Annotated in this window: 13 protein-coding genes; 2 read left to right on the forward strand and 11 right to left on the reverse strand. The window is 67.9% G+C overall.

The window, feature by feature from the left end:
- Window positions 1–326: 326 nt before the first annotated feature.
- Window positions 327–557 carry a hypothetical protein gene (locus ACIBHX_RS31615; protein ID WP_397070999.1) on the reverse strand — a complete coding sequence of 77 codons (231 nt, stop codon included), beginning with the start codon at window positions 555–557 and terminating at the stop codon, window positions 327–329.
- A 4-nt stretch (window positions 558–561) separates the two neighbouring features.
- On the opposite strand from ACIBHX_RS31615, the gene ACIBHX_RS31620 reads away from it, so the two are divergent.
- Window positions 562–1,344, forward strand: a complete 783-nt coding sequence (locus ACIBHX_RS31620) for a hypothetical protein (protein WP_397071000.1) — start codon at window positions 562–564, stop codon at window positions 1,342–1,344.
- Window positions 1,345–1,956: 612 nt separating this feature from the next.
- Here the strand turns inward: ACIBHX_RS31620 and ACIBHX_RS31625 are convergent.
- From ACIBHX_RS31625 to ACIBHX_RS31650, 6 genes are all read right to left on the reverse strand, one after another.
- Window positions 1,957–2,460 (reverse strand): hypothetical protein, encoded by a 504-nt coding sequence (locus ACIBHX_RS31625; protein WP_397071001.1) that lies wholly within the window; start codon window positions 2,458–2,460, stop codon window positions 1,957–1,959.
- A gap of 84 nt (window positions 2,461–2,544) precedes the next feature.
- Window positions 2,545–2,742, reverse strand: coding sequence for a DUF1684 domain-containing protein (locus ACIBHX_RS31630; protein WP_397071002.1), 198 nt, complete (start codon window positions 2,740–2,742; stop codon window positions 2,545–2,547).
- A 516-nt stretch (window positions 2,743–3,258) separates the two neighbouring features.
- The gene (locus ACIBHX_RS31635) at window positions 3,259–4,437 is read right to left on the reverse strand and encodes an ABC transporter permease (RefSeq protein ID WP_397071003.1); all 1,179 of its coding nucleotides are present in this window, start codon (window positions 4,435–4,437) and stop codon (window positions 3,259–3,261) included.
- Window positions 4,424–5,101, reverse strand: coding sequence for an ABC transporter ATP-binding protein (locus tag ACIBHX_RS31640; RefSeq protein WP_397071004.1), 678 nt, complete (start codon window positions 5,099–5,101; stop codon window positions 4,424–4,426). The genes ACIBHX_RS31635 and ACIBHX_RS31640 overlap by 14 nt, the downstream gene beginning before the upstream one ends.
- Window positions 5,094–6,851, reverse strand: a complete 1,758-nt coding sequence (locus ACIBHX_RS31645; protein WP_397071005.1) for a peptidoglycan-binding protein — start codon at window positions 6,849–6,851, stop codon at window positions 5,094–5,096. Before ACIBHX_RS31645 ends, ACIBHX_RS31640 begins: the two co-directional genes overlap by 8 nt.
- 1 nt (window position 6,852) lies before the next feature.
- Window positions 6,853–7,719 carry a hypothetical protein gene (locus tag ACIBHX_RS31650; RefSeq protein WP_397071006.1) on the reverse strand — a complete coding sequence of 289 codons (867 nt, stop codon included), beginning with the start codon at window positions 7,717–7,719 and terminating at the stop codon, window positions 6,853–6,855.
- A 147-nt stretch (window positions 7,720–7,866) separates the two neighbouring features.
- Between ACIBHX_RS31650 and ACIBHX_RS31655 the strand changes: the two genes are divergently transcribed.
- Entirely contained in the window at window positions 7,867–8,322 is a 456-nt protein-coding gene (locus ACIBHX_RS31655; protein WP_397071007.1) for a hypothetical protein, read from the forward strand.
- Window positions 8,323–8,378: 56 nt separating this feature from the next.
- On the opposite strand, the gene ACIBHX_RS31660 is transcribed toward ACIBHX_RS31655, so the two are convergent.
- Genes ACIBHX_RS31660 through ACIBHX_RS31675 form a run of 4 tightly spaced genes read right to left on the reverse strand, consistent with a single transcriptional unit; the run spans window position 8,379 to window position 13,152 of the window.
- Window positions 8,379–10,127: a bifunctional metallophosphatase/5'-nucleotidase gene (locus ACIBHX_RS31660; protein WP_397071008.1), complete on the reverse strand. Its 1,749-nt coding sequence runs from the start codon at window positions 10,125–10,127 to the stop codon at window positions 8,379–8,381.
- 45 nt (window positions 10,128–10,172) lie between these two features.
- Entirely contained in the window at window positions 10,173–10,982 is an 810-nt protein-coding gene (locus ACIBHX_RS31665; protein WP_397071009.1) for a carbohydrate ABC transporter permease, read from the reverse strand.
- Window positions 10,975–11,904, reverse strand: a complete 930-nt coding sequence (locus ACIBHX_RS31670) for a carbohydrate ABC transporter permease (protein WP_397071010.1) — start codon at window positions 11,902–11,904, stop codon at window positions 10,975–10,977. The genes ACIBHX_RS31665 and ACIBHX_RS31670 overlap by 8 nt, the downstream gene beginning before the upstream one ends.
- 3 nt (window positions 11,905–11,907) lie before the next feature.
- Complete coding sequence (locus tag ACIBHX_RS31675; protein ID WP_397071011.1) at window positions 11,908–13,152, reverse strand: ABC transporter substrate-binding protein; 1,245 nt, start codon at window positions 13,150–13,152, stop codon at window positions 11,908–11,910.
- Window positions 13,153–13,161: the final 9 nt, after the last annotated feature.

A 13,161-nucleotide genomic window follows, 5' to 3' on the forward strand; every position in this document is an offset into this window, starting at 1 on the left:
TCATCCGCAAGATCGGGCCAGGCATCTACACCGCCGAGTCAATCTCCGCATCGCTCTTGCCAGCAGCCCAGAAACCTTAACTACCTGGCCTTGGGCCAACTCCACAAGAGCTGCGCGTCGTAGGCGACAACCTCTCCGATCCGGCGGCCAGGGCACCACTGACCCGTTCGGTGAAAGACCCAGACACTCTCGATGAGCGGCGTTGTGGTCATCTCGTGACCCCTTTCATGACCCAGCAAGGTTCGGCTGGCCGAAACGACCCATCGGGGTTAACTGGCAGCCCAAGCGATCTATCGACGATGATCGTCTGGGTGGAATGCTCGCCTTCACCGCCAGGCCCTTATCTCCATGGCCAGCCCCTTGAGGGACTCGACCGGGTGCTCGACCTCCGGCCGCTTGGGCCGACAGGCGCGGGCATGACGCTGCTTCAGCAGAGCGCGGTGCCAGCCTAGGACGGTGTCCGGATGCACGAGGACCCGCAGCCGGCGCAGGACCTCGCGAGGCAGCGACGCCAGTAGCGCGGCCAGGAAGGCGCGATCCTCGGGAGCGAACCTCACCCTGGTGTCCGCAGCCGAGCTGCCGTTCAAGAACGGTGATCTGGTGACCCAAGGCAAGAACCTCGACGTCCTTGTCTCGATCCCCCAGCGGCAACAACCGCAGCACAGCGAAGGCGTTCGTGACGGCCAGATAAGCCAGGCGGAGAATCACAAGCGATCATCTTGCCGCGGCTCTGTCCCTTCCGAGAGCAGAGCCGGCGCACGAAGAGATCAGCCAGACAAGCAGGATGACCTGCATGGATGGCATTATCGGCAGGGACAGAGTTGGCTGGCGACCCACAGAGCTTCCGCTGGATTCATCTACCTCGACGACGAGTCCGGCAGCGACCAGGTTGAGGCGGCCGTCCGCGGTGTTCTCCACGCTTACGGGGTTGACGCCCTGTCGTCGCCTGCGGTCCGCGGGTCGTGGCTGAGGCGACTGAAGCTGACCGTCAAAGCGTGGGCCGGGTCAGAGCAGGCGCGTGAACTGCCCCAGGACCTGGAGTTGGCCGCGCATCTGAGGCTGCTTCACCAGCCGATGGCTGAGATTGACCAGAAGAAGAGCGCCGCGGTCTGCGACCTGATCAAAGCCCTGGAGGGCCAGGCGAAGGCCGTCGTCATGATCGGGTCGATCCTGGTGGTCAAGGTCGGCGACGTCCTGGCCGTACCCGAGCTCACCATGCGGGAGATCGCTCACCTTGCCCGTAATCCGGGTCTAGTGGCGGACCCTCTGCTGCTGTTGTCATCTCCGGACCAGATGATGGCGCCAGACTCAGCCGGAGAACTTCCCGGGCAGGAAGTTGGCTGACATCTTTGCCTTGGATGTCGCCATACAAGCTTGAGGGCTTTCGAGTGGATGGAGATTTGGGAAAAGAACGAACCCCGTCTCCGCTGTTTCCTCGCAGCGCCGACCGGCCGTACTGGAGTGGGTCATGAGCCGGTTCAGTGACCCATACGCCGGCGCTCGCCGCGAGCCCGGGGACGCTAACTACTGGTTCGCCAAGATCCCGTGAACGTTCCACGACGGACAGGCAGTGGTCTGCTCTTTCTAATCTTCGAGACGACACGGACGGTCCACTGCGACCAGATCAGCACGCTCGGCTAGCCGGTCTAGCGTCCATCCACCGGTGGCCGAGTCACACAGCCGCCTGCCCACCAGCGCCCGGGATCGCGTCCCATCCGCGTGATCGCTGAGGCCGAGCAGCTCTGCTGTCCCATAGATTTCCGAACGGTGTAATTCCGGAAGCAAACTCCGGGGCGACTTCCGAAATCACAACTCCAGAGATCACCCAGGGCTCTGGAACTACCTCCAGAGAAACAAGCTCGCCCTGTTCGTGGTGGTTGCCGCCAGAGCCGTGCTCGGCATCGCCGGCCTTGCCACCGCCTTCATCACCATCTGGTCCCGCACGCCCTGCGGCGATCAGTGGCCGGTGACCGCGACCTTGAGGACGACGATGGCTAGGCCGAGGACGAGGTTGGCGACGCCAGAGACGATCACTACAGTGCGGGAGGAGCGGGTCCTGACCGCCGCGGCGATGCCCCAGATGACCTGGCTCAGCACCGCGACAGACACCGCCGCCCAGGCCACGACCACGTTGGACCCGCCCAGCGAGGATGCGAAGGCCGCGGCGATGGCCGGCGGGAACGACGCCTGCGCAAGCGGCCACTCGTTCTTAGCGATCGCAAGCAGATTCCCCCAGGTGAGGGGCCTGGCCGGATATCCGACGCTGATGATCTTGACGTAGGTGTGCGCGAGCCAGAACACCACTCCCGTGCAGACAAGCAGGACGATGAGCTCGCCCGCGGCCGGCGGTTCGCCTTCCGCCGCGGAGCCGACGATCACGGAAGCCGCCAGCAGCGAGCCGTAAACCGCGCCCGCGTAATCAACCCGTTCCGGGAGCCCATCCGCATCATGCTCGTTCATGCCAGCAGTGTGCTTCGCGCCCACCAGACCACCCGGGTCGGCATGCGGGCGGATGTACAGATTTGGCGATCCCCGCTGACGGGGTCAGTACCGTGGCTTCTTCCACAGGACGCGTTCCTCGCCGACACGGATCGGCGGGGCGAACCTGTTCTGGGCGGGCGGGATCGCACAGCTGTAGAAGCCGGAGAAGCCGCGCGGCAGGACGAAAGCGCGGTGACAGTCGACCGTCGCACCCCCTCCTGACCCAGGGTACGGCAGGGCGCAGGAACGTTGCCGCGACACCGGCGCGACTGACCGCGTCAGCGGGATGCCGATGAGCTGACGGCCGAGGGCTGCTGATCGCCCACCTCGAACTCACTAGAATCGTGCGCGTAGTCAGCCTGGCGAAAGCCGGCAATCGAAGGCCATCACTCTCTCTCCATGGTCCGGACTCAAGGACTGATTGCACAGTTGGGTGCACCAATTGGCTCCTCTCCTTGCCCCGGTCGTCGAGGAGCCGCTCGCCTGTGGTCTGGTCGATGACGAGTCCCGCCGGAGACCGCGACGTGCTCGCGCTCCAGCATCGTGTACGCGCGGCGCAGCACCTCGTCCTGCCGCTCGGCTCGCTCTGCACGATAGAGGCCGACCTCCTGCCCAGGGATCTCCTTCAGCGCCTTCCAGTAGACCTGGTGAGCCCGCTGCCGGACACCGAGCTGCTAACCGATGGCCTCCCACGTCTGGCCCTGCCGGCGCAGGCGCATCACCACGGCGGCCTGGCGGGCGGCCTCTCCTTCTGGGCCGCGCCGTACGCCACCAAGCTCAGCGCAGCGCGTCGACCGGTTCCATGCGGGCCGCGCGCAGCGCCGGATACAAACCGGCCAGTAGCCCCACCAGCGCACCCGCCACGGGTGCGGCCAGCGCCAGCCGTACATCCAGGACCGGGGTCCACAGACGCACGACCGCCACCGCGACGACGGCCACCATGCCCAGGCTGGCTCCGATCACCCCGCCGGTCAGCCCGATGAGGCTGGACTCCAGCAGGAACTGGGCGGCGATGTGGCGGCGAGCCGCGCCCAGGGAGCGGCGCAGGCCGATCTCGGCGACCCGCTCCATGACGGTGACCAGGGTAACGTTGGCGATGCCCACCGCGCCGACGACCAGGGAGACCAGGCCGAGGACGAGGAAGAGGCCGTTGACATCGTCCTGCGCGCCGTCGCGCGCCCGCTTGGGACTGGGCGGGGCGATCACCTGCAGCTCACCACTGCGGTTGGGGCTGAGCGCGAGCGGCGCCTGGCGGGCGATCAGCTCGGCGGCGCCCAGCTGGGTGGCGACCAGGACGCGGGTGACATCCTTCAGCCCGAAGTCGGAGCCCAGCGAGGGCGGGACGAGGACCGCGCTGGCCAGGATCTGCTCGCGCCGCAGTCCGCCGATGATGCCGATGACGGTGTAGGCGCGGTCCTTGATGAACACGGCGGGCGCGTGCTCCAGGCTGGAGATGCCGAGCATGGCGGCGGCCTGCTCACCCAGCACGACCACGCCGTCGCGGCGGGCGACGTGGCCGCTGTCGTAAAAGCGCCCGGCCAGCATCCGGCCGCGGGTGGTCTCCAGCAGGTCAGGGGAGGCCGCGACGACCGCGAGGGTCTGCCCGGACACCCGGGTCGGGTCGAGCAGGTTGTTGGCGGTCACGACGACGTTGGAGCTCCCGTCGGTCTGCGCCAGCGCCGTCGCCGACGTCACGCCGCGCAGGCGGCGCAGTTCCTTGACGGCGTCCCAGGACACCAGGGGGTGGTGGCCCCCGCGCGGCACCTCGACGGTGATGCTGGTGGCCAGGAGCTCGTCGAAGCGTCCGACGATCTGGTTGCCGGCGGTCGCCGCGATGCCCAGGGTGACCACCAGCGTGGCGATGCCCAGGACGGTGCCGAGGGTAGTCAGTGCCGAGCGCACCGGGCGGGCCAGCATCCCTGCCAGGGACTCGGCCCACAGGTCACGGAGCTTCACTGAGCACCCCATCCGTGATCCGGACCCGGCGTTTGGCCCGGGCGCTCACCTCGTCCTCGTGCGTGATCACCAGGATGGTCAGGCCATCGACGCGCAGGCCGTCGAACAGGTCGAGGATGGCCTGGGTGTTGCTGCTGTCGAGGTTGCCGGTCGGCTCGTCGCACAGCAGCAGGGCAGGCCTGGCCATCAGCGCGCGGGCGATGGCCACGCGCTGGCGCTCGCCGCCCGACAGCCGGTCGGGGAGGAAGCCGACACGGTGCCCCAGGCCCACATACTCCAGCGCCTGCTCGGCCCTCGCCCGCCGCCCGCTTCGCGGGTGCGGGCCGTACACCTCGGCCAGCATCACGTTCTCCACAACCGTCCGGTGGGACAGCAGGTGGAAGGATTGGAAGACGAAGCCAATGCGGGTGCCGCGCAGCCGGGTCCGCCCGCCGTCGCGCAGCGTAGTGGTTTCGACGCCGTCGAGGCGGTAGGAGCCGGAGGTCGGCCGGTCGAGCAGTCCCAGAATGTTGAGCAGGGTGGACTTGCCGGAGCCTGACGGTCCGACGATGGCGACGTAGTCGCCCGGGTCGACGCGCAGGTTCACCTCGGCCAGCGCGCGCACCGGCGGATCGGTGGGGAAGTCGCGGCAGACCCCACTCAACGAGATGACGGGCTCAGGCATCGTTCACCACGACCCGGTCGCCATCCTTGAGCTCGCCTGCGCGCAGCGGTGTGACCTCCACGTCGCCGTCGGCGGTCAGTCCTGTGCGCACCTCGACCTCACGAGTACGGTCACCGTCCAGCGCCACCCGGAGCCGCGGCCGGCCGTCGGTGGAGGTGACCACGGCGGCCACCGGTACGGCCAGCACCTCCCCCTCGGTCGAGCCGACCGAGATCCGCACGGTCATGGCCGAGCCGACCAGGGACTTCAGCGCCTTGGACGAACCGGGCGTGAGCAGGACAGGCACCGCACCGGTGTCGGACTCCTCCTCGCCCTTCGGCTTCTCCCCTCCGGTCTTGGCCTCTTCACCCACCGCGCTCAGCGCGGCGGGCAGCTGGGTGCCGTCCAAGGTCTCCATCGACGCCTCCTGGCCAACGCGCAGCAGCTTGGCCTCCTTGGCGTCGACCGATCCGGTGACCGCGAAGGCGGCGCTGGTCACGGTGGCAACCTTGCCTTCGATGGTGTCGCCCGGTTTGACCGCCACCTTGTCGATGCGGGCGGGCAGCTTCGGCAGGAAGACGATCTCACCGGCCGGGACGCTGACCCCGTACGTCCTAAGGAAGTCGGCCAGCATGGTCCGGGCATCGGCCAGGTTGGTGATGCTGTGGGTGACCTTCGTCCGCAGCTGCGAGACCTTCCTGGCCCGGTTCAGCGCCTGGGCGGCAGTGGCATCGGCCTCCTTCGCGGTGCGCACCGCCTTGCGCAGCTCCTCCAGCCGTTTGTCCCGGTCGACGCGGATCTGCTCCTCGTAGGCGCCCACCGCCTCCTGTGCCTCGTGGAGGTCCTGCTGGGCGTTGGCCAGCTTCATCTCCAGCAGGCTCGTGTCGACCGCGCCGGTCGTGGGCGCCGGGGTCGCGGTCGGGGTGGGAGCCGGCTTCCTCGCCTCGTCCAGGGCTTGCTTGGCCGCGAGCACCTGCTCCTCAGCGGTCCGTACGGCACGGCGCAGCGTGGCAAGCTGGGTCTCCTGTTCGGGTGTGATCCCGGGCGCCTCGTCCAGCGCCTTCTCCGCGACCTTGAGGTCCCGGCGGGCGTTGTCGTGGCGGATCCGCAGCGGCCGCACGTCGAGGCCCTCGTCCAGCGCCTTGCGGTCGGTGGCCAGGGTCTCCTGCGCGGTCTGTACGGCCTGGCGCAGTTGCTGCAGGGTCTTGCGCGCTTCCAGGTCGGGTTCCTGCGCCTTGTAGCCGCGTTTGGCGTACCAGCGCTTCACCGCCGCCACCGTGGCCGCGTCGAAGACGCCGGTCACCCGCACCCGCAACGCGCGCTGGAGCTGCTTGACGTCCTCGCCCTCGATGCCCGGCACGAGCGGTCGGTACATCGGCCTCTTTCCCTGCATGACGAAGACCGGCCGCCCGTTGACCTGCATCAGTGTCTGGCCCGGGCGGATCGGGCCGGGCTTGGGCGCCGTGGTGACGCGCTGCGCGGCGCCGTTCGCCCCGCCGATTCCGCCGCTCCCGCCGCTCTCGTTGTTCCCGCCGACCATCCCGGCCAGCGTGACCGACAGCGGCGAGCCGTACATCAGCGTGCCGCTGACCGTCACGGTACTGGTGAGCTTGCGTCGCTCGACCAGCGCGGTGACCAGGGAGGGCTTGGGCGGGCGGCGCGCGGCGGCCTCATCGGCCGGAGAGCGCAGCCGGGAACCGACGGCCCAGCCCACCCCGGCGATCACCAGCACCCCCACCACGACCAAGGCGAGCACTCTGGATCTGCGCACGCTACTTCGCAACCGTGGCGGTCATCATGCCCACGCCGGGCAGGAGCTGGGCACGCTCGTAGACCGCGTTCACCTTGGGCCGGTAGGTGGCGTAGAACTCCTTGCCGCACTCCAGGTCGTCCAGGGCGGCCTTGATCTCGCGCTGCAGTAGGGGTCGCGCCTGGTCCGCTGTGGTGTTCTTGTCCTGGGCGAGCTTGCCGAACTCCTTCATGAACGGCTCCTCGGTGCTGCTCACGATCTCCGAGGGTCGCTGTGAGGCCACCCGGTAGCCCTTGCCCTTCAGGCAGTCGGCGAACGTACTCGCCATCTCAACCAGCTTGGGGTCGCCGTCGATCTCGCGGCTGATGATCTGCTTCACCATCTCGCTCTGGGCCTTGGCCGCCTCCTCCATCGACTTCATGCGCTTGCCGGTGGCCTTGTTGATCATCTCCAGCGTGCAGGCGCTCATCGCGTTGAAGTACGCCTCCTGCTGCGGCTTCGACAGCCCTGCGATGACCTTCCCGTTGGGGTCGTCCCCTGTGGCGCCCTCACCCATGGAGCGCGCAATCCGGCCCACTCCGTCGTTGGGGTAGACGAAGGAGGCGGCCAGCCCGAAGCCGTACTTCTCCCGATATTTCCGCATTCCTTGGTAGTTGCCGGACATCTCCTGCTTGATGGCGTCCGGCGGCTCCGGCATGGACACGACCGGGTGATAGGTGAAGCCTTTGCCCTTCATGCAGGTGGCGAGCTGGGCCTGGCTCTTACGCTGCTTGTTGACGGAATCGGCGGAGGGTGATGCGGATGCCACGGTTCCGCCGGACGAGGAGCATCCGGCGACGCCCGCCAGCAGGGCCGCAACGATCGTGAGCCGGGCTCGGGAGTAGGTCATGGGTGTCCACCGTCACGAGTGCATGCTGAAGCCAACCTGAACGCGGCTGAACCAAGGTGGGCCTCGATCCCGCAACGTGCGCTTCAGTGGTGTGAGTCGATCACGACGCTGGACAGATCCTCAGGGTGCCGGAATCTCGGAGGGGCGGTGGATCCCAGAGAGCGTCTGAAAGCGATGTTCATGATTGATTGCCGGTTACGCGTCTCGCCAGGTTGGGGTGTTTTCGTCGCCTGCTTCCAGATGCGGGCCGAGTTCGGCCATCGCCTGGGTGACCCGTGCTGGACGAGGTTCATCGAACAGCTCTGCGCGGCGGGTCCGCGCTTCGCCGAGATGTGGGCCAGGCATGAGGTCGCCTCGTCGGAGACCCGGCGCAAGTCCTTCTGGACCGTCGACGGCGAACGGCTCAGCCTGATCGCCAGCGGCTTCGCGGCGGCGTCCGCTCCTGACACCAAGCTGTGGGTGTACACACCGGACGCGGCTGCTGAGCGAACTGGTCGGCCGTTACCGGGATATCGGCGCCGAAGAGTTGCTCGCGCGAGGCACTCGCAGCGGTGGTGGCCGACGGTAGGGCGGCGCAGCGGCTTCCAGGCGCGTTTCCGCTGACCGTCCGGGCGGGCCCGCGCGGGTGCGGGGGACGCGGGTCCCCCGCACCCGGAGTCCTACATCAGCGGCACCGCCCGGTCCAGGGCGGGCGGGGCCACCGGCCCCTGCCGCAGGTAGGCCCGCATGGCCTCGTAGTCGCGGTCGCCGCGCACGGCGTCGGTGTACCCGGCGAAGGCGGTGTAGCCGTCGGCGCCGAGCAGCGTGTAGGCCAGCGCGGCGAGCCGGTAGGTCTTACCGGTGTCGAGCGGCTGCCCGTTGATGATCACGTCGGCGGGGTTGACCCGGTCCCCGACGGGCCGGTTCGCGGAGTAGGAGAAGCGGACGTTCTTGGACACGGCCAGCGGCGCGAACTTCACGGTGCCGTTGGCCTGCGTCTGCCACTGCTGCTCCAGGGCCTGCTCGAGCTGCGAGCCCTTGACCGAGACCGTGAGCACCGGGTTGGCGTAACCCCACGCCGCCCACGACTCGCCCATGAGCACCTGACCGTCGCTGTCGGCGGGGTTCGTGCCCTTGGCGAACAGCAGGTCGCCGCGCAGGGAGTTGGAGCCCTTGGTCGGGGCGACGGCCACCATGGCCAGGTCGGCCTTGCCTCCCTCGGTCCGCTGCGAGTCGAAGTAGGCCACGTCGGCCACGGTGTTGCCGAGCGTGCTCTGCCCTGTCGCGTCGCGGGTCCTGGTGAGGTCGCCGGTGATGGTCCCGTACGGCTTGGCGTAGGTCTCCTTCTGCTTGGCGTTCCAGTGGTCGACCAGCTTCACCATGGCGGGGTCGGGGGTGACGTCGCGGGTCACGGGGTGGTTGACCGCGGTGGTCTCGGACCTGATGACGTCGCGGGTACGGTGGTCGAGCTTCAGGTTGATCTCGTTGATGAGGCGGCCGTGGTTGGCGGCCTCGACGACCGGGCGGGGGTTACCCGCCGGGTCGGGTAGCGAGCAGGTGAAGTACCAGTGCCAGTGGCCCGTGACGATGACGTCGATGTCGGGCGAGGCGTTGGCGGCGAAGTCCCAGATCGGCCCGCTCTTCTGGTCGGCGCAGCCGTTGTAGTCGTCTCCGGCCTTGCCGCCCTCGTGCACGTTGGCGACGATGGCCTTGACGCCGCGCCGCTTGAGGATGGCGGCGTACTTGTTGGCCGTCTCCACCAGCGGCAGGTTGTCCAGTGACGGCTGGAAGGAGGTGGAGCCGTCCACCGTGGTGGGCGTGGTCAGGTTGATGAACCCGACGGGGATGCCCTGGAAGCGCTTGATCACGTACGGCGGGAGCACCGGACGGGTGTCGCCCTTCCGCGTGATGTTGGCCGTCGAGATGGCGAAGTCGGCTCCGTGGAACTGCCGCCCGTCGGAGTCGGTGAAGCAGCTGTCGACCCCGATCTCGCCGAAGCACTCGCCCTCGCCCATGTGGTCGCGCAGGAACTCCAGGGACCGGTCCAGCTCGTGGTTCCCGACCGTGGTGAAGTCGAGCTTGATCTTGTTGAGGAACTCGATCGTGGGCTCGTCGGCGTGGTAGGACACCTCGGTGGGCCAGCCGCTGAAGTTGTCGCCGGCCGAGAACGTGACCGTGTTCTCATGGCCTTGCCGGAGCTTGTCCAGATGCGTCGCCACGTACGGCGCGCCGCCCACCACCAGGGTGTTGCCCTGGGGATCCTTGATCGTCCCGTCGGTGGCGTTGTTCTGCGGGGTGATGTAGCCGTGGAAGTCGGTGAGGGACAGCAGTTGCACGTCCACAGGCTTCGGGTCGGCCAGTGCCGGTGAGGCGGAGGAGGCCAGAGTGACGCCTAAGGCGACGATGATCCACTTGTGTCGGGAATGCACACATACTCCTCGATGGGGGATATAACGGGAGAAAAGGCCGGTAGATCAGCCCTTCGAGCCGGTGAAGGCGATCCCGGCGATCAGCTGCCGCTGCATGACCACGAAAAGCACGATCACGGGCAGCGAGGCGACGACGGACCCGGCGAAGAGGATCGGGTAATTGGTCAGGTACTGGCCACGCAGCGAGGCCAGCCCGGCGGAGAGCGTCATCATCTCCGGGTCGGTGTTGACCACCAGCGGCCAGAGCAGGCTGCTCCAGGACCACATGACGGTCAGCAGCCCGAGCGCCAGCAGCCCGGGCCGCACCAGCGGCAGCATGATCCACCAGTAGATCTGCAGTGGGTTGGCGCCGTCCAGGCGCGCCGCCTCGTCCAGTTCCCTGGGCAGCGTCTTGAAGAACTGCCGCAGCAGGAACGTGCCGAAGGCCCCGAAGACCCCGGGGGCGATGAGCGCCTGGAGGGTGTTGAGCCAGCCGAGCCCCTGCATGATCTCGTACCGGGGCAGCAGGAACAGCTCCCCCGGCACCATCAGCACGGCCAGAAACAGCATGAAGATCGGCCCGCGCCCGGGGAACTCCAGCCGCGCGAAGGCGAAGGCCGCGAGCGAGCAGAGCAGCAGCTGCCCGGCCGTCACCGCCGCCGTGACGATCACGGTGTTGAGGAACTGCCGCCCGAGCGGCACGGTCCTGAACACGTCGGCGAAGTTGTGCCACTGCCAGGAGGGGACCGGCGCGGGCGGCACCCGCATCGACTCGGTGACCGTCTGCAGCGAGACCACGAGCTGCCAGACGAACGGCGTGATCATGATCAGCCCACCGGCGAGCAGGACCGCGTGCACGAACCAGCGCCTACTCATAGTGGACCCACCGCCTCTGCAGCCTGAACTGGAGGGCGGTCAGTGCGAGGATCAGGGCCAGCAGCACGACCGCGATCGCGGCTGCGTAGCCGCGGCTGTTCTGCACGAAGCCCTGCTCGTAGAAGAGGTAGACGATCGTACGGCTCCCCGCCATCGCCGGGCTCTTGGTGTCGATCATGAGGTAGACCAGGTCGAACACCTGCAGAGCGTTGATCAGTGTGATCACCATGACGAAGAACGTGGTGGGCGTGAGCAGCGGCAGCGTGATGCGGAAGAATTGCCGCATCCTGCCCGCGCCGTCGATCGCGGCGGCCTCGTAATAATGCTTCGGGATCCCCTGCAGCCCGGCCAGGAACAGCACGGCGTTGTACCCGAGCGAGCTCCAGATCCCAACCACCGCGATGGCGTAGATCGCGAACTCGGGGTCGGAGACCCAGTAAGGCCCGCGGATCCCGAGCTCGCCGAGCAGGTAGTTGATCAGGCCGAAGTCGCCGTTGTACAGGTAGCGCCAGGTCAGGCCTACGGCCGCGGGCATGGTGACCACCGGCAGGAAGTACAGCGTGCGGTAGAAGCCGAGCCCGCGCAGCCCCGGCACGTTGAGCAGCGCCGCGATCACGATCGACAGCGGCACTCCGATGAGCACGAGCACGGAGTAGAGCAGCGTGTTGCGCAGCGCGCCGAGCATCTCCTCGTCGCCGAAGAGGGCGGCGAAGTTGTCGAGCCCCACCCACGTCTGCCCGCCGAACACGCCGGACTCGGTGAAGCTCAGGTAGAGCGTCTGGACGATCGGCCACAGGTAGAACACGGCCAGCCCGAGGGCCATGGGCGCGATCAGCCCGTAACCCCAGAGCCAGTCGCGGCGCGGCCGCCAGCCCGGCCGGGCCGCCGCCTTGACGGCGGCCCGTTCCTCGGTCAGCAGCATCCGCTACTCCTTGGCCAGGATCTCGTTCATCTGCGCGGCGATCTCCCTGGCCGCGTCCGCGGTCGGCCGCTTGCCTGCCCACGCCTCGGCGAGGAGCTTGTTCTGCACGTCCTGCCACTTGGCGGTGTTCAGGGAGACGGGGTACGGCACGCCGTGCGGGATCGAGGCGTCGAACGCCTCCTTCAGGTGGTAGTTCGGGAAGGCGTTGAACCAGCCGTCCTGGGTGCCCGCCCGCGAGGAGACCGAGGCGCCGCCGGTGTCGCTGAGGATCTTCTCGGCCTCCTCGGAGGAGAGGAACGTGGCGAACTGCGCGCTCTCGGCCGGGTGCTCGCTCTTGGCCGAGACGGCATTGGCCAGGCCGAGCAGGATGACGGCCTCCTGCGCCGGCCCCTTGGGCAGGGGCGCCACGTCGACCTTGTCGCCGCGCTCGGTGTTGGCCTTGAACGCGGTGGCCAGCCAGGAGCCGCCGTAGTACATGCCGTACTTGCCGGTCATGAACAGCTGGATGGGGTCGGTGTCGGTGGTCGCCTGGGCGGGCGGGGCGACCTTGTCCTTGTTGATCATGTCGGTCCAGAACTCCAGGCCCTGGATGGAGCCGGGCTCGTCGAAGCCCGACTTCTTGCCGTCGGCGGAGATGACGTGGCCGCCGGCCTGGATCATCGTGGGGTAGAAGCCGCCCTGGTCCCACATGGGGGCCAGGAGGCCGAACTGCTTCTTGGCAGGGTCGGTGAGCTTCTTGGCGGCGGCCCTGAGGTCGTCCCAGGTCCAGTCGGCGGTCGGATACTTGACGCCGGCCTTGTCGAAGAGCTCCTTGTCGTACCAGAGCACGGGGAGGCCGACGTCGCGCGGCATGCCGTACAGCTTGCCGTCGTAGCGGTAGCCGTCCACGATCGCCTGCGGGAAGGCGCTGACGTCGGCGTTCTCGATGGGGGCGAGCACGCCGCCCTTGGCGTACAGGCGGACGTTGAGGCTGTTCATCCAGAAGACGTCGGGGGCCGCGCCGCCGGTGGCGGCGGTCTGGAGCTTGGTCCAGTACTGGTCCCAGGGCGTGATCTCGAGCTTGACCGTGACGTCGGGGTGCTTCTTCTGGAACGCTTCGATGATCTTCTGGGTGCTGGGCTGGTCGTTCTTCTCCCAAATCGCGTAGCTGATCGTGATTTTTCCGGACTTGGTGGTGGTATCGGTGCCGGAGCCACAACCGGCCAGAGTCACTGCCAGGGCGGCGACCAATGCCATACGCAGACGCACGAGGGGTTC

Origin of the sequence: Nonomuraea sp. NPDC050536, from assembly GCF_044457685.1 — a bacterium.
Classification (GTDB): domain Bacteria; phylum Actinomycetota; class Actinomycetes; order Streptosporangiales; family Streptosporangiaceae; genus Nonomuraea.